Source organism: Vogesella facilis (assembly GCF_042648525.1).
In the GTDB taxonomy this organism is placed as follows: Bacteria; Pseudomonadota; Gammaproteobacteria; order Burkholderiales; family Chromobacteriaceae; genus Vogesella; species Vogesella facilis.
This window is the reverse complement of sequence record NZ_JBHRXN010000036.1, coordinates 451,163-467,637: the sequence shown is the minus strand read 5'-3', so window position 1 is coordinate 467,637 and position 16,475 is coordinate 451,163. Positions and strand designations below refer to the sequence as shown.

Below are 16,475 nucleotides of genomic sequence, written 5' to 3'. Positions count from 1 at the left end.
ATCAGAGTTCTTCCACCCAGGCGAGGGCGGAGGTGTGTAGCAGATTGAGCTGGTCCGGATCCAGTCCGAGATGCTCCGCCTGTTGTGGCAAGGTGTCCAGCCCCTGTTCCAGTGCCAGTGCCAGCTTGAAAATGCTGGCAAAACTGCCTTGCTGGTGCAGCAAGACCTGTTGCACCTCGTGCGGCAGATTGATGTGTTCCAGAATCTGTGGCATGGGCATGTCAAAGATGACATCCAGCAGCGAGAACATGCCGACAATGAAGGCATTGTCGCAGAATTCGCTGCCATGGCTGGTTTCCAGCGCCAGCAGCTCCATGACGCGCGCTCGGGTGATGGCGGTCTTTTGCAGCGCGGGTGCCAGATGACCGCTTTCGTTGCTGGTGACCAGCAGCAAGGTCAGCCAGCGGTACAGCTTCTGGTAGCCCAACACGGTTACGGCATGGCCGAAGGAGCTGATGGTGGTGTTCAGCCCGGCTGCTGCCGAGTTGACGTAGCGCAGCAGTTTGAACGACAGCGCGACATCGCCCTTCAGCACCTGTTCGATGTCGCGCAATGGCGCATCGGCACGCAACAGGTTGAGCAACTTCAGCGTATTGCTGAACGAGGCGTGGATGATTTTGGCCGACAGTGTTTCCGGGCGAGCGAAATAGTAGCCCTGATAGCCGTCCAGCCCGAGGTCGCGGCACAGGTTGTAGTGCTCGTAGGATTCGATGCGCTCGCCGATACGAATTACCGGGTAGCTGCGCAGGCGTGCGGCCAACGCCTGGAATTGCAGCTTGTCCATCGCCTGCACATCCAGCTTCACGTAGTTGGCCAGCTCCAGCAACGCGGCCGCGGGCTGTTCGAAATTGAAGTCGTCCAGCGAAATGCCGAAACCGAGTGAGCGTAGGTAGCGTACGCGGGAAACCAGCTCATTGCCGGGCTGGATATTGGCCGCAATATCCAGCACCACCCTCCGTGGCGGCAGCAGCTCTAGGAAGTCGCTGCCTAGCATGGCCTCCCCCACGTTGATGAAGGCCAGCTTGCTGCCGATCAGCCAGTTGGTGCCCATATTGTTGAGGGCGTTCACCAGGACCTGGGTGTCGGCTTCCAGCGGTGCGTGCGGAGCGGCAGACGCCGCATCGCCAGAACTACGAAAAAGCAGCTCATAACCGATGAGCTGCTGGTTCCTGTTCAAAACAGGCTGACGCCCAAGAAAGGCGGAATTCGACATCGTAAACAGTCTTTAGTAAGCGAAGTTGTCGGCGTTCCTGGCCATGATGCCGCCAGCGGCCGCGTTGTCCAGCTGACCGGTCAGCAGGTCTTCCATGTCCAGCACCAGCACGACCGAGCCATCTCCGGACAGGGTGGCGCCCGCCACGCCTTTCGGGCGGATATTCTGCAGCGGCTTGATCACCACATCGTCGCGGCCGACGAACGAGTCCACGGCGAGAATGAAAGACTTTTCGGCCGACTGCATCAGCACACCGAAGTTCGGCTTTTGCGTCGCCTCCCAGTTCAGCAGGCCGGACAGGGTTTTCAGTGGCAGGATTTCATCACGTACCACGATGGTGGGGCGCCCAGATACTTCCTGAATGGCGGTGGTGTCGATCGGAATGATCTCGCGCACCATGGCCAGCGGTACCGCAAACGGCTGGTTGCAGGCGCGCACCACCAGTACCGGCAGAATGGCCAGGGTCAGCGGCAGGGAAATGCTGATCCGCGTACCTTCGCCCTGAATGGAGTTGATGTCGATACGACCATTCAGCTTTTGGATGTTGGTGCGCACCACGTCCATGCCGACGCCGCGGCCGGAAACGTTGGAAATCTGATCCTTAGTAGAGAAGCCCGGCAGGAAAATCAGCTGCAGGCATTGCTTCTCATCCAGCGAGTTGGCGGTTTCGGCGTCGATCAGGCCCTTGGCAATTGCCTTGCGACGCAGCACTTCGGGGTTCATGCCTTTGCCATCGTCGGTAATCTCGATCACGATGTGATCGCCTACCTGCTCGGCCGACAGCTCCACCAGCGACTGCGGCTTCTTGCCGCTAGCGATGCGCTCTTCAGCAGATTCAACACCATGATCCACCGCATTGCGCACCAAGTGCACCAGCGGATCATTCAGATCCTCGATCATGGTCTTGTCGAGTTCGGTTTCCTCGCCAGTAATGACCAGTTCCACTTCCTTGCCCAGCTGGCGGGCCAAGTCACGCGCCAAGCGTGGATACTTCTGGAACAGGCGGCCGATCGGCTGCATCCGCGTCTTCATCACTGCGTTCTGCAGATCGCTCACCAGCAGGTCGAGCTGGCTGATCGCTTCGTCCAGCGAACGCAGGGTGTTGGTTTCCATATTGCCCTGCAGAATCTCGGTGCGCAGGGTGGTCAGGCGGTTCTTGGTCAGCCCGATTTCACCTGACAAGTTCAATACTTGGTCAAGGCGTACGGTGTCGATACGGATCGTGTTTTCCTGGCCGGAAATCGAACCACCACTCGTGGGGGCGACCTTTGCCGGAGGCTTGGGTGCAGCAACGGGCGCAACGGCGGTTGACGGGGCGCTTGCCGGTGCGGCGGCAGGAATGACTTCAACTGCAGCCGGCGCCGCCGGTGCTGCGGGTGGCGTTGCCGCCGCCGGGCTGGTACTGCTGGTGGTGACGACTGCATGCAGCGCGTTCCAGTCCGGCTCGCTGCCAGTGGGGGTGGCGGCTACGGTTGGTGCTGCGGCAGCCTCAAGATTGCCGGCAAGTGCGGCATCCAGGGCCGCGAGCAAGGCCGGGTCCGGGGTTGCTGGCGGCAGGCCTTGCGACAGGGTGGTGAACATGTCGCGCACGGCGCCGGTCGCGTCCAGAATCACATCCATCAGCTTGGTGGACAGCTGCAGTTCGGAGTTGCGCAGCTTGTCGAACAGGTTCTCGGTGCGATGGCAGACGGTTACCATCGGGGCAACATTCAGGAAGCCGGCACCACCCTTGATGGTATGGAAGCCGCGAAAAATGTCGTTGAGCAATGCCCGGTCATTCGGGCGCTTTTCCAGTTCGACAAGCTTGTTGTCGACATCGGACAGCAACTCGGTCGATTCGAGCAAGAAGTCTTGCAACAGTTCTTCCATGCCAGCGAAGTCGCTCATTTTTACTTCCTTAATTGAATGTCGGCCCGACTAGCGCCAGGCGGCAAGTATGCGCTCAGAAACCCAGGCTTTCGAGCAGGTCGTCTACCTGCTGCTGGCTGGTAACTACGTCGGTACGGCCATCCGGATTGACCACGGGGCCTTGCAGCAGGTCAGAGCCGAGCTCCATCTTGCGGTCCGCGGGCAGGTATTCGATCAGTACGCTAAGCAGCTCGTTTTCTAGCGTCTTGACCATCTCCATGACTTTCTTGATTACCTGCCCGGTAAGGTCCTGAAAGTCTTGTGCCATCACGATTTCCAGCAACTGGTTGCTGGTGGCTTCGGTCTGCTTGGGAACCAAGGCGAGATAAGTACGTGTTTCCTGTGCCAGCTGCTTGAACTCGGCAGTGCTCAGCTGGTTGGCGAACAGTTTTTCCCAGCGCTGGTTCAGGGATTCGGCTTGGTTCTGTAGTTCATCCTGAATCGGTTTGGCAATGTCGGTGGCGTTGAGAACCCGCTCTGCCGCATTGGCTGTCAGGGTGGCGATATAACCCAGGCGATCCTTGGCATCAGGAATGGCATCTGCCATTTTTTCTAGCGACTTGTCGTAACCCAGTTCGCGCAGGGTGTCGTGCAGTTTGCGGGTCATCTGGCCAATCTGGGCATACATGCCCATTACGGCCTCCGGGGACATGTCTGCGGGAAGTGCGGCCGGGGTGTCACCACCAGTGGCATTGTGTTGCTGGGCGATACTGTCGAACAGGGCTTCCAGATCTGGAGAGTCACCACTTTCAAGAGTGTGGTCAGGCACGTTAACTCCTCCTGCGCGTAGCACTTAGGTGCTGGCTTAATTAATGTTATTTGCTCAGGTTCTGGAAGATTTTGTTCATCTTTTCTTCCAGTGTGGCGGCAGTGAACGGCTTCACAATGTAGCCGCTGGCCCCGGCCGTGGCAGCTTCGATGATGTTTTCGCGCTTGGCTTCCGCGGTAATCATCAGAAAAGGAATGGGCTTCAATTGTGCGTCTGCGCGTACGGCACGCAGCAGCTCGATGCCGGTCATGTTCGGCATATTCCAGTCCGACACAATAAAGTCGAAATGCTGTGTCTTCAGTTTGTGCAGGGCAACCTGGCCATCTTCTGCTTCATCAACGTTGGTAAAGCCCAGTTCCTTGAGCAGGTTGCGCACGATACGTCTCATAGTGGAAAAGTCATCTACCACGAGGAAACGAAGATTCTTGTCTGTCATTAGCGTTGTCCTGACCTGGGTGGTGGTTAACCCGTTATTTTAACGTTGCAGGAACGGAATTAAAGTGTCTGCAAGAACTGCCGGATCGAATTTTGCAACGTAGGCATCAACACCGACACTGGCTCCCATTGCACGATTGGCATTGGAAGAGAGCGAGGAGTGCATGACGACAGGGATGCCGCTGAAGCGATGGTCGGACTTGATCAGCTTGGTCAGCACGTAGCCATCCATTTCCGGCATTTCTGCATCGACCAGGATCAACTTCAGCGTGTCGTGCAGGGACTCTTCGTCCGACCAGTTGCGATTGGCCAGTACCTGCAGTTTGTCCCAGGCTTCCTTGCCATTATTTGCCTGGTGATACTTGATCGCCATTTTGTCGAGCACGCCGCAGATTTCCTTGCGCGCCACAACGGAGTCATCGGCAAAAAACACGTACTGGTCAAGTTCCAGCGGAGCTTGCGGCAGGTCCGGCACGTGGGATTCCCCTACCACACTGGCCAGAATTTGTTCGACGTCCAGAATGGAGACGAGCTTGCCGTCGTCTAGTTCGGTAACGGCGGTGATCAGCGTCTGTTGCGAGGTACTCATGACGTTTTCCGGGGCGCGTACCTTGTCCCAGTCCACACGGATGATGCGATCGACAGAGCCGACCAGGAATGCCTGAGTGCTCTTGTTGAATTCGGTCACGATCATGGTGCTGTAGCTGACATCCCCGGTTTCACAGCCAATGAATTTGGCCAGCGAGATCACCGGAATAATGTTGCCGCGCAACGACAGCACACCTTCGACGCCAAATGGCATATTGGGTGTCTTGGTGATGAACGGGGTCTGCGATACTTCGCGAACCTTGAAAACGTTGATGCCGAATGTTTCCCGCGTTCCCAGCGAGAACAGCAGGATTTCCATTTTGTTGGAGCCTGCCAGCTTGGTTCTTGCGTCAATGCTGGCCAACAGAGAAGCTTCAGATGCCGCCATAGCAATTCCTCATTTATTCCTGTGTCTTTAAGAGTCAGATCTTCAGCATTTCGCGGATCTTCATCGACAGCTTTTGTGGCTCGAACTTGGACACATAGGCATCCACCCCCACGGATTCGCCCAGTTTCTGGTTCGATTGACCGGACAGGGAGGAGTGCATCAGAACCGGAATGCCGGCGAAGCGCGGATCGGACTTGACCATTTTGGTCAGCATGTAGCCGTCCATTTCCGGCATTTCCACATCGGTCAGGATCAGGTGTACAACTTCATTGAGTTTGCGTCCGGCCAAGTCGGCCTGACCGGCCATCCGTTGCAGGTCATCCCAGGCGCGCATACCATTGATGGCATAGGCATATTTTACCTGCATGGCCTGGAAGGTGCGTTCGATCTGCTTGCGGGCAACCGCCGAGTCGTCGGCAAAGTACACCATGCGCTCTTCGCGCAACGGCTCGATGTTGATGAACTGGTGTTCGTCGCTGTACATGGCGGTTTCGGCCAGGACTTTTTCCACATCCATCATCATGACCAGTGTGCCGTTGTCCAGCTCGGTGACAGCGGTGACCAGGCCCCCCATCCGGTTGGTGATCATTTCCGGGGGGACGCGCATGGCGGCCCAGTCAAGACGCAGGATGGTATCAACCGCTTCAACCAGGAAGCCTTGGGTGTGACCGTTGTATTCGGTCACGATCATGATTTCGGGCTTTTTGTCGCTAATTACGCCTGCATATTTTGCCAGGTCGATGACCGGAACCAGGCTGCCGCGCAGGCTGACCATGCCTTCCACCGAAGACGGCATTTCCGGCGCCGAGGTGATCTCCGGAGTGCGCATCACTTCGCGGACTTTGAACACATTGATGCCAAAGGTTTCTTTTCTTCCCGTACGCTGGTCGACACCGAGCGAGAAGAGCAGGATCTCCAGTTTGTTGGTGCCTGCCAGTTTGGTACGGGCATCAATTTTTTTAAGCAGTTCTGACACGGAAACCTCCGGAGGGTTGGCCGTCGTGCAACGGGTTCGCTGACAATACTATTAATACAAGTTTCGCGCAAAAAGGCCAGAGCAACCACCTGGCGGTTTTGCAGGCCCTATTTGGGCATTTGGCAGGTCAGCGGGCATTATCATACTGTTCAAGCAAGTTTTACAAATCATGCGCCACTAGTATGTAAGGATTTTAACAATGCAGGGCAATAGTGAGCAGTTGCGCGAGGTGTTCGAGCACTTCAACAGTGTCACCGACGAGCTGATCAGCGCTTACAAGCTGCTGGAAGGACAGGTCGCCGAGCTGAACAGCAAGCTGCAGCGCGCCAATGACGAGTTGCTGCAGAAGTCTGCGGCCAACGAGCGACTCGCCGCCAAGCTGACGGCTCTGCTGGCGGCGATGCCGGTAGGGGTAGTGGAGCTGGACGAGGCCGGTATCGTTACCGGCGTCAATGAAGCCGCAACCATGCTGTTGCCTGACCTGGCAACGCAGCAGTCCTGGCAGCTGGACACCTTGCTGGAGCGGGATGCGCAAGACGGGGAGTATGTGTGTCGTGGAGCAGATGGTGCACTGGCTTTTGTCTCGGTGGCGGAGGTCGCGCTGCAGGGGCAGGGCAGTTTTATGCTGCTGGTGGATGTGACCCATCTGCGCCAGTTGCATGAGCAGCTGGCGCAACAGGCAAAGCTTGCTTCAATGGGGCGGATGGCGGCCTCGTTGGCACATCAGATACGTACTCCGCTGGCAACGGCACTGCTGTATGCGGCCAACCTGCGCCGAGAGGACCTGCCCGAGGAGGCAAGAAGCCGCTTTGCAGGCAAGATCGTGGAGCGACTGCAGGCACTGGAGTCCTTGGTGCAGGATATGTTGAGTTTTGTGCGCTCAGGGGTAGTGAGTGGCGTGCAGGAGCCGGTAGAGGTGAACGCGTTGCTGCAGGAAGTGGCATTGATTGTGCAGCCGTTGTTGGAGAAGAAGCAGCTCGACTGGCAGGTGGCGACGGGAGAGCCCGCTTTTGTGCAGGCGGTCCGCTCCGATCTGGTTGGCGCTTTGACCAATTTGGTTGAAAATGCCTGCCAGTTTTGCCCGGAGCATGGGCAGGTGCGCCTGGACGTATCTGTGCAGGCCGGGCAGTTGCAACTGCGGGTGGCTAATGACGGCGAAGCCATTGCCGAAAGCTTGCAACAGCAAATTTTCGATCCATTCTTTACCACAAGAGCAAATGGCACCGGTCTTGGACTTGCCATTGTCAAAAGAGTGGTCGAGGATATGAATGGAGCGATCAGATACACGCGCGATGGCGAGATGACGGTTTTTGAGTTGAAGCTGCCAATTGCTGTCACCGCCATCACCAAAGGCAAGTAGGGGAGAGTATGAAGCCTATCGTCAGGATCGAAGGTAAAAAAGGGTCAATTGTGCTGGTCGGCCAGTTCGACTTCAATGTGCACAAGGACTTCCGCGCGGCCAGCCAGGAGCTGCTGGAAAATGGCGCTATATCCCATATCGAGGTGGATTTCGAGCAAGTGCCCTATCTCGACAGCTCCGCGCTGGGCATGCTGCTGCTGCTGAAAGAACGCGCGGGGGCCGCAGGTAAGGAGCTGGCATTGATAAATTGCCGCGACACCGTGCGCCAGGTGCTGGAAATCGCCTGCTTCACCAAACTGTTCACCATCCGCTGACGCCTGCCCATCTGCTGGCGATGAAGTCGCGGAAGAACTGTTTCTTGCTGTAACCCTGCGCCCCATGCTCAACGAACCCCGCATAGCGCGTGCGGGGTTGATTTGTGGCGGGCAGCGGTACATTCCCTGGAATGATTGGATAGCTGGCTATGGCCAAAAAAATACTCACGGTAGATGACTCTGCCTCGATCAGACAGATGGTCACCTTCACATTGAAGAGCGCCGGTTACGACGTGGTTGAAGCCGCGGACGGCAACGCCGGCCTTGCCAAGGCTCAGGTCTCCCAGGTCGACCTGGTGCTGACCGATCAGAACATGCCTGGCATGGATGGTCTGACCCTGATTCGTTCCCTGCGACAGTTGCCCAGCTACGCCGCCACACCGATCCTGATGCTGACGACCGAGTCCAGCGACCAGATGAAGGCGCAGGGTCGTGCTGCCGGCGCCACCGGCTGGCTGGTCAAACCGTTCGACCCGCAAAAGCTGATCGACGTCGTGCGTCGCCTGGTGGGCTGAAACCTGCGTTGATCTGTCCCGAGGGGGCTGCCGATGTCTTTTGATATGTCCCAGTTTCATCAGGTTTTTTTTGATGAGACGGCCGAACACCTGGCCAGCATGGAGTCCTTGCTGCTGGTAATCGATATTGCCCGGCCGGACAGCGAAGATCTGAATGCCATTTTCCGGGCAGCTCACTCTATCAAAGGCGGGGCGGCGACCTTCGGCTTTAGTGATCTGGCCGACCTTACCCACGTACTGGAAAACCTGCTGGACAAGGTGCGCAAGCTGGAGTTGCCGCTTAGCCGGCAGATCGTGGATGCCTCCTTGCAGTCTGGCGACTTGCTCAAGGACATGCTGGCGCATCATCGTGGTGGCGACGCGGTAGCGAACGAGCGGGTGCAGGCGCTCAAGCAGGTGCTGGTGCAGCTGTCGCAAGCAGAACGCGTCGTCGTGGCGCCCGCGCCGGTGGTCGAGCCGGTTTGCGGGCGTTTGCATATCGAGTTGCACCCGCCGCTGGCGCTGTCCGAGGCGGAGGTATGGCAAAGGTTGGCCGCACTGGGGCAAATCGAAGTCATCAGCAGCCTGCCGGCGGATGGCAGTGCCGGCTTGCCGGCCATTGCCCTGCTGACCACCACGGTAAGTTGTGCCGATGTCAGCGAAATGCTGGCTTTTGTGTTGGCGCCGGCGACCTTTCGCGTGCTGCCGGATGTCACCACCGAGGATGATGGCTTCGGCCTGTTTGACGTGGATGAGGCGGAGACCTTGGGCGCGGTATTGCCAGTTGACATCCTGCTGGAAGAGGACGGCTTCGGCCTGTTTGCGCCATTGCCGGCCGCCGCCGCTGACGAGCATATCGCCTACGAAGAGCCGGGTTTCGGTCTGTTTGCGCCCTTGCCGCCAGCCGATAGTGCTGCAGCACCGGCCGCGGTGGTGGAGACGGTGGCCGCGCAACCCGTGGTTGCTGCCCGTAGCGATAGCCGCGCCGCCGGCGCCAGCAGCCAGGGGGGCGAAAGCTCCATCCGGGTCAGTACCGACAAGGTGGATCTGCTGCTGAACCTGGTGGGCGAGCTGGTCATTACCCAATCCATGCTGGTGCAGTATGGCGGCGGGCTGGACACCGTGGCGCACGAGAAGCTGCTCAACAGCATCTCACTGCTGCAGCGCAATTCTCGCGAGCTGCAAGAGGCGGTGATGTCGATCCGCATGATGCCGATTTCCTTCGTCTTCCAGCGCTTCCCGCGCGTAGTGCGCGACCTGGCTGCCAAGCTCGACAAGCAGGTCGAGCTGAAAATGGTGGGCGAGAGTACCGAGCTGGACAAGGGCTTCATCGAAAAACTGTCGGACCCGTTGACGCACCTGGTGCGTAACAGCCTAGACCATGGCATCGAGTCGCCGCAACAACGGCTGGCCAAGGGCAAGCAGGCCGGTGGCCTGCTGACCCTGCGCGCCTTTCACGAGGGCGGCAGCATCGTGATCGAGGTCACCGACGATGGTGCCGGCCTGCGTCGCGAGAAAATCCTGGCCAAGGCGCGCGAGCGTGGCCTGCCAGTGCAGGACAGCATGACGGATGGCGAGGTGTGGGCGCTGATCTTCGAACCGGGTTTCTCCACCGCGGCGGAAGTCACCGATGTGTCCGGCCGCGGTGTGGGCATGGACGTGGTGCGCAAGAACATCGTGGCCATGGGCGGGCGCATCGACATCAGCAGCATGGCCGACATCGGCACCACCATGACCATCCGCCTGCCGCTGACGCTGGCCATCATGGATGGCATGTCGGTGATGGTGGGCGACGAAACCTATGTACTGCCGCTGAACTACATTCTGGAATCGCTGCAGCCGCAGCCGGGGGATGTGAAGAATATCGTTGGCCGCGGGCGCATCGTCAGCATTCGCGGTGAGTACCTGCCGATCATCAGCATCGCCGATGCCTTCGAGATCGTGCCGCTGCATCCGCAGCCGGAGCAGGCCATTCTGATCGTGGTGGAGGCCGGCGGACAGAAGTTCGCGCTGATGGTGGACGAGCTACTGGGACAGCAGCAGTTTGTGGTGAAGAACATTGAAGCGAATTACCGGAAGGTGGCCGGTCTGTCCGGCGCCACCATTCTGGGAGATGGCCGTGTGGCGCTGATTCTGGATGTCGGCGCGATTGTCAGAATGAATATGCAGAAAGCGCCGCAGACCGATGCGGTCGCAGTCTGATCCAACCGTAACGGGATGCGGCAAACATCATGGTGGATATGAGAACAATGGCAGAAGCCGACGCCCAGCGCCGGGAGTTCCTGGTATTCACGCTGGGGCAGGAAGAGTACGGCATCGACATCCTGAAGGTGCAGGAGATCCGCGGCTACGACGCGGTGACCCGGCTGGCGAAGTCGCCTGACTTCATCAAGGGGGTGATCAACCTGCGCGGCCACATCGTGCCGATCATCGACATGCGCATTAAGTTCGGGGTGGGCAACATCGTCTACAACGACTTCACCGTGGTGATCATCCTCAATGTGCTGGGGCGTACCGTGGGCATGGTGGTGGATGGCGTCTCCGACGTGATCGAGCTGTCCGGTGACGATATCAAGCCGGCGCCGGAGTTCGGTTCCATCATGGACACCGCCTACATCCAGGGCTTGGGGGCCATCGGTGAGCGCATGATCATCATGGTGGATATCGAGAAGTTGATGAGCAGTCAGGAAATGGCACTGATGGATACCGCGCTGGCGGCCAACGTGTAAGGGGCGGAAAACATGAAAGTAAAGAACCTGCTGGTGTTGGGCTTTGGCATCTTGCTGCTGCTGATCGCGGCAACCTCGCTGCTGGGGATTGCCAGGCTGAAGCTGATCTCGTCGGAGATCGTGACCGTATCCCAGGAGCACATGCCGCGCGCCGCTGCGGCCAACCATGTTGCCGACCACGTCAATGACACGGCGCGCACGGTGCGCACCGCGCTGCTGAGCCCGGATGCCACGCTGGCGGCGCAGCAGATCAAAGCGGTCGATGATGCGCTGCAGGCCATCGACACCGCCTACGAGCAGTTGAAGCAGCACCCGGCCAGCACCGAGGCGCAGCCGCTGGAAGCAGCGATGAGGCAGGCCGACCTGAGCTACCGTGCCGACCTGCAGCATTTCCGCCAGCTGTTCAATGCCGGCCAGACCGAGGAGGCCAAGACGTTCCTGTTCGCCCGCATGCGCCCCAGCCAGCTGGCCTACCAGTCCAGCATCGAAAAGCTGGTGGAGTATGAAGAGGGCCAGGCCGAGAAGCGCGCCGGCATCATGCGCGACACCGCCGACAGCACGCTGCAGATGACCATGCTGCTGCTGGGCGTGTCGTTGCTGGTCGGCGTACTCGCCGCCTGGCTGATCAGCCGCACGCTGTTCCGTACCCTGGGCTGCGAGCCGGCGGTTGCCGCACAGGTGATGAAGGAGCTGGCGGCCGGCAGCCTGGAGGCCAACCTGCAGGTGGCGGATGGCGACAATAGCAGCCTGGCACACTACATGAAGTTGGCCGCAGACAAGGCGGTGGACAACATCCTGGTGCGCAACGCGCTGGACGTGGCCGCCACCAATATCATGATCGCCGACGCCAACGGCGTGGTGGTGTACGCCAACCGTGCGGTGCAGGACATGCTGGGCAATGCCGAAGCCGACATCCGCAAGGAACTGCCCAACTTCACCGCGCGCGGTGTGGTCGGCAGCAATATCGATGGCTTCCACAAGCACCCGGACTACCAGCGCAAGCTGCTGGCCGGCCTGCGCGGTGCCCATCGCGCGCAGATCGCCGTGGGTGGCCGAACTTTTGTCTTGCTGGTGAACCCGATCAGCGACACCAAGGGCCGTGGCATCGGCATGGTGGTGGAATGGCAGGACATCACCGAGCAGCTCAAACTGCAGGCGCAGGAGCAGGACAAGCGTCAGGAAGAACTGCGGCTGATGGCGGAAAACACCCGCATCCGCAAGGCACTGGACAATGTGTCGTCCAACGTGATGATCGCCGACGCCGAGCGCAGCATCATCTACATGAACCGCAGCGTGCAGGACATGCTGCGCAATGCCGAGGCCGACATCAAGAAGGCGCTGCCGAACTTCGACTCGCGCACCCTGCTGGGTACCAGCATGGACGGTTTCCATCGTAATCCGGCACACCAGCGCGAGCTGCTGGCCTCGCTCAAGCAGACCTACACCGCACAGATCGTGGTCGGAGGCCGCACCTTCCGCCTGATCGCCAACCCGGTGTTCAGCGACGCCGGCGAGCGCCTGGGTTCGGTGGTGGAGTGGTCCGACCGCACCGACGAGGTGCGGGTGGAGCAGGAAGTGTCCGACATCGTCGGCGCCGCAGTGCGTGGCGACTTCCTGCAACGCATCCCGATGGATGGCAAGAGCGGCTTCTTCGCCACCCTGTCCGAGCAGATCAACCAGCTGATGGCCGTTTCCAACCAGGGGCTGTCCGATGTGGCCACGGTGTTGGCCGCCTTGGCCAAGGGCGACCTGACCCACACCATCGCTGCCGACTATCAGGGCATGTTCGGCCAGCTGAAGACCGATACCAATATGACCGTATCGCGGCTGCGCGAGATCGTCGGCAACATCCAGGATGCCGCCTCGGCCATCAACACCGCCGCGCGCGAGATTTCCGCCGGCAACAGTAACCTGTCCAGCCGCACCGAGCAGCAGGCGGCCAGCCTGGAGGAAACCGCCTCCAGCATGGAAGAGATCACCAGCACCGTGAAACAGAACGCCGAGAACTCGCGCAAGGCCAACAGCCTGGCGGTGGGCGCCTCGGACATCGCCTCGCGCGGCGGGGTGGTGGTAGGGCAGGTGGTGTCCACCATGAACGAGATCAACCAGAGCGCCACCAAGATCGTGGACATCATCAGCGTGATCGACGGCATTGCCTTCCAGACCAATATCCTGGCGCTGAACGCGGCGGTGGAAGCGGCACGCGCCGGCGAGCAGGGTCGTGGTTTCGCAGTAGTAGCCAGCGAGGTGCGCAACCTGGCGCAGCGCTCCGCCGCCGCCGCCAAGGAGATCAAGGGCCTGATCGGCGATTCGGTGGACAAGGTGGAATCCGGTACCCGTCTGGTGGATGAGGCGGGTCGTACCATGGAGGAGATCGTGTCGTCGATCCGCCGCGTGGCCGACATCATGAGCGAAATCTCCGCCGCCTCCATCGAGCAGAGTTCCGGCATCGAGCAGGTGAACCTGGCGGTGAGCCAGATGGACGAGAACACCCAGAAAAACGCCGCGCTGGTGGAAGAAGCCGCCGCTGCCGCCGAGTCGCTGGAGGAGCAGGCATCGGTACTGCTGGATGCCGTCTCCATCTTCCATCTGGACGGCAGTGCCGCCCGGGCGCCGGCCAAGTTGGCCGCCGCGGCGCCGCTAAAGCAGGCGGCCATCGTGTTGCCCAAGGCCGCCGTAGCTGCGCCGCAGCCGGCCAAGCTGAACAGCCGGTCGCACGCGGTGCACTCCCCGCTGCATCCGGTGCCGAGTGACGAAGGCGAGTGGGAGGAGTTCTGAGAGCGATAGCCGATGCTGAGGCGATCTTCCCGCGCGATCTGCATTTTTCCGAGGCAGATTTTCGCGCGGTAAGGTCGCTGCTGTACCACAAGACCGGTATTGCGCTCAGCGATGCCAAGAATCACATGGCGTATGCGCGGCTGGCCAAGCGCGTGCGCCACCAGGGCTTCAAGTCGTTTGCCGCCTACCTGGCGTTGCTGGATTCTCCCGACGGGGCCGGCGAGTGGGAGCATTTCATCAATGCGCTCACCACCAACCTGACGTCGTTCTTCCGCGAAAACCACCACTTCGATCTGTTGCAGCAGCATGCCCGGCAGCATGCCGGCGGCGCGGATGCCTACCGGGTGTGGAGCTCGGCCGCCTCGACCGGCGAAGAGCCTTATTCCATTTTGTTTACGCTGGCGCAAAGTCCGGCGGCCAGCAACTACGCTATCGTGGCATCGGATATCGATACGCAGGTGTTGGCCAAGGCGGCGGCCGGGGTATACGGCTACGACCGGGTGTCCAAGCTGGCGCCGGGGCTGCTGCAACAGTTTTTTGTGCGCGGCGTGGGCAGCAATGCCGGCAAGGTCAAGGTCAAGGCGGCCTATGCCCGGCAGATCCAGTTCCGCCAGATCAACCTGGTGGACGACAGTTGGCCGCAGCTGGGGCTGTTTGACGTGATTTTTTGCCGCAACGTACTGATCTATTTCGATAAACAAACACAAGCTGGCATTCTCGAGCATTTTGCCCGCCACCTGAAGCCGCATGGCCTCTTGTTGCTGGGGCATTCCGAGAATATCCAGCACATCAGCAATACCTTTGCGCCTTGTGGCAAGACGGCTTATCGCCTGGCGCGTGGATAACGATATGGTGCAGGGGCGCAAGATCCGGGTGGTGGTGGTGGATGATTCCGCACTGATCCGCGAGGTGCTGAGCAAGATCATCAATGCGGCGCCGGATATGGAAGTGGTGGCGCTGGCGCCCGATCCGGTGGCGGCGCGGGAGCGCATTCGCGAAACCAGCCCGGACGTGATTACGCTGGATGTGGAAATGCCGCGCATGGACGGGCTGGAGTTCCTGCGCCGGCTGATGAGCCTGCGGCCAACCCCGGTGCTGATGATTTCCTCGCTGACCGCCGCCGGCTCGGATATCGCGCTGCGTGCGCTAGAGCTGGGGGCGGTGGACTGCATCGCCAAGCCGCAGGGGGATGTCGGCCGCGGCATGCAGGACTACGCCGAGCTGATCTGCGACAAGATCCGTACTGCCGCGGCGGCGCGCGTGCAGTTGCCGAGCCGTTTCGTCCAGCCGGCGCCGGTGCCGACGGCCAGCGCGGCCGGCTGCAACATCCTGCGCAAGGACGCGGTACTGGTGGTGGGCGCCTCCACCGGCGGCACCGAGGCGCTGCGCGAATTTCTCAGCGCGCTGCCGGCCACTACCCCGCCGGTGCTGGTGGTTCAGCACATGCCGGAGCATTTCACCCTGTCGTTTGCGCAGCGGCTGGACCAGTGCTGTGCGATGAGCGTGTGCGAGGCGAGCGATGGCCAGCCGCTGAGCAGCGGTACGATCTACATCGCCCCCGGGCATTCCCATCTGAGTATCGTCAGCCGTGGCGGGCAACTGCTTACCCGTCTGGCGCAAAGCGAGCCGGTGAACCGTCATCGCCCGGCGGTGGATGTGCTGTTCGATTCCGCCGCCGCGCTGCTGGGCAAGCGTGCGGTCGGGGTGATCCTGACCGGCATGGGCAAGGACGGTGCCGCCGGCATGCTGCGCATGCGCGAAGCCGGCAGCCATAACTTCGGCCAGGATCAGGCGTCCTGCGTGGTGTATGGCATGCCGCGTGCGGCTTACGAGCTGGGGGCGGTGCACGAGGTGGTGCCGCTGTCGCGCATGGCCGAGCGGGTGCTGGCCTATCTGTGCGGCCAACGTAAGCGGGAGGACTGATGCCAACCGGTCATGCAGCGCACCGCTATTTCGACAAGCATTTCAACAAGCATGCCGCCAAGCTGTTGCCGGGCGAATACCAGGCTTCCGATGACGGCCTGCTGCTGGTGACGGTGCTGGGGTCCTGTGTATCCGCCTGTCTGCGCGACCGCGTCACCGGCATTGCCGGCATGAACCACTTCATGCTGCCGGACCAGGGCAGCAGCAGCAGCGACCGGCTGATGCCGGCGCGTTTCGGCACCCATGCCATGGAGCTGCTGATCAACGACATGCTGAAGCTGGGTGCCAACCGCCGCAGCCTAGAAGCCAAGGTATTCGGCGGCGGCAACGTGCTGGACGGCATGAGCAAGGTGAATATCGGTCAGCGCAACGCCAGTTTCGTGCATGCCTTCCTGGCACAGGAACATATCCCCATCGTGGCGGAAGACTTGGGGGCGGATATTGCGCGCAAGGTGTATTTCTTTACCGATAGCGGCAAGGTGCTGATCAAGAAAATCCGTCCGCAGCAGACCCTGGTGCAGGAAGAGGACAGCTACCGCCGCCGCATCGACCGCGATACGGAAAGCAAGGGTAGCGGCGATATCGACCTGTTTATCTGAG

At 60.3% G+C, this 16,475-nt stretch carries 15 protein-coding genes; 9 read left to right on the top strand and 6 right to left on the bottom strand.

Annotated features, from left to right (window positions below; genetic code table 11):
* Nucleotide 1 precedes the first annotated feature (1 nt).
* The 6 genes from ACFOLG_RS17575 to ACFOLG_RS17550 are packed head-to-tail and all read right to left on the bottom strand — an operon-like array spanning nt 2 to nt 6,277.
* Nucleotides 2-1,213, bottom strand: coding sequence for an EAL and HDOD domain-containing protein (locus ACFOLG_RS17575; protein ID WP_386094495.1), 1,212 nt, complete (start codon nt 1,211-1,213; stop codon nt 2-4).
* 12 nt (nt 1,214-1,225) lie between these two features.
* Nucleotides 1,226-3,100 (bottom strand): chemotaxis protein CheA, encoded by a 1,875-nt coding sequence (locus ACFOLG_RS17570; RefSeq protein ID WP_386094492.1) that lies wholly within the window; start codon nt 3,098-3,100, stop codon nt 1,226-1,228.
* Nucleotides 3,101-3,155: 55 nt separating this feature from the next.
* Entirely contained in the window at nt 3,156-3,890 is a 735-nt protein-coding gene (cheZ, locus tag ACFOLG_RS17565; protein WP_386094489.1) for a protein phosphatase CheZ, read from the bottom strand.
* 46 nt (nt 3,891-3,936) lie between these two features.
* Entirely contained in the window at nt 3,937-4,326 is a 390-nt protein-coding gene (gene cheY, locus ACFOLG_RS17560) for a chemotaxis response regulator CheY (protein ID WP_174875268.1), read from the bottom strand.
* Between the two features lie 39 nt (nt 4,327-4,365).
* Entirely contained in the window at nt 4,366-5,301 is a 936-nt protein-coding gene (locus tag ACFOLG_RS17555) for a chemotaxis protein (protein WP_386094486.1), read from the bottom strand.
* Nucleotides 5,302-5,335: 34 nt separating this feature from the next.
* Nucleotides 5,336-6,277: a chemotaxis protein gene (locus ACFOLG_RS17550; RefSeq protein ID WP_386094483.1), complete on the bottom strand. Its 942-nt coding sequence runs from the start codon at nt 6,275-6,277 to the stop codon at nt 5,336-5,338.
* A gap of 199 nt (nt 6,278-6,476) precedes the next feature.
* On the opposite strand from ACFOLG_RS17550, the gene ACFOLG_RS17545 reads away from it, so the two are divergent.
* The 9 genes from ACFOLG_RS17545 to cheD all read left to right on the top strand — a co-directional run bounded on the left by ACFOLG_RS17545 (nt 6,477) and on the right by cheD (nt 16,474).
* On the top strand, nt 6,477-7,637 hold the full coding sequence (locus tag ACFOLG_RS17545; protein WP_386094480.1) for a sensor histidine kinase: 1,161 nt from the start codon (nt 6,477-6,479) through the stop codon (nt 7,635-7,637).
* 8 nt (nt 7,638-7,645) lie between these two features.
* Nucleotides 7,646-7,951, top strand: coding sequence for an STAS domain-containing protein (locus ACFOLG_RS17540; RefSeq protein ID WP_386094477.1), 306 nt, complete (start codon nt 7,646-7,648; stop codon nt 7,949-7,951).
* Between the two features lie 149 nt (nt 7,952-8,100).
* Nucleotides 8,101-8,466 (top strand): response regulator, encoded by a 366-nt coding sequence (locus ACFOLG_RS17535; protein WP_386094474.1) that lies wholly within the window; start codon nt 8,101-8,103, stop codon nt 8,464-8,466.
* A gap of 33 nt (nt 8,467-8,499) precedes the next feature.
* A complete protein-coding gene (locus ACFOLG_RS17530) occupies nt 8,500-10,647 on the top strand; it encodes a chemotaxis protein CheW (RefSeq protein ID WP_386094471.1) in 2,148 nt (715 codons plus the stop codon).
* A 47-nt stretch (nt 10,648-10,694) separates the two neighbouring features.
* Nucleotides 10,695-11,174, top strand: a complete 480-nt coding sequence (locus tag ACFOLG_RS17525) for a chemotaxis protein CheW (RefSeq protein ID WP_386094468.1) — start codon at nt 10,695-10,697, stop codon at nt 11,172-11,174.
* Between the two features lie 12 nt (nt 11,175-11,186).
* Nucleotides 11,187-13,952 (top strand): methyl-accepting chemotaxis protein, encoded by a 2,766-nt coding sequence (locus tag ACFOLG_RS17520; protein WP_386094465.1) that lies wholly within the window; start codon nt 11,187-11,189, stop codon nt 13,950-13,952.
* Nucleotides 13,937-14,797 carry a CheR family methyltransferase gene (locus ACFOLG_RS17515; RefSeq protein WP_386094462.1) on the top strand — a complete coding sequence of 287 codons (861 nt, stop codon included), beginning with the start codon at nt 13,937-13,939 and terminating at the stop codon, nt 14,795-14,797. The genes ACFOLG_RS17520 and ACFOLG_RS17515 overlap by 16 nt, the downstream gene beginning before the upstream one ends.
* Entirely contained in the window at nt 14,790-15,875 is a 1,086-nt protein-coding gene (locus ACFOLG_RS17510; RefSeq protein WP_386094459.1) for a protein-glutamate methylesterase/protein-glutamine glutaminase, read from the top strand. Before ACFOLG_RS17515 ends, ACFOLG_RS17510 begins: the two co-directional genes overlap by 8 nt.
* The gene (gene cheD, locus ACFOLG_RS17505; RefSeq protein WP_386094456.1) at nt 15,875-16,474 is read left to right on the top strand and encodes a chemoreceptor glutamine deamidase CheD; all 600 of its coding nucleotides are present in this window, start codon (nt 15,875-15,877) and stop codon (nt 16,472-16,474) included. Before ACFOLG_RS17510 ends, cheD begins: the two co-directional genes overlap by 1 nt.
* Nucleotide 16,475: the final 1 nt, after the last annotated feature.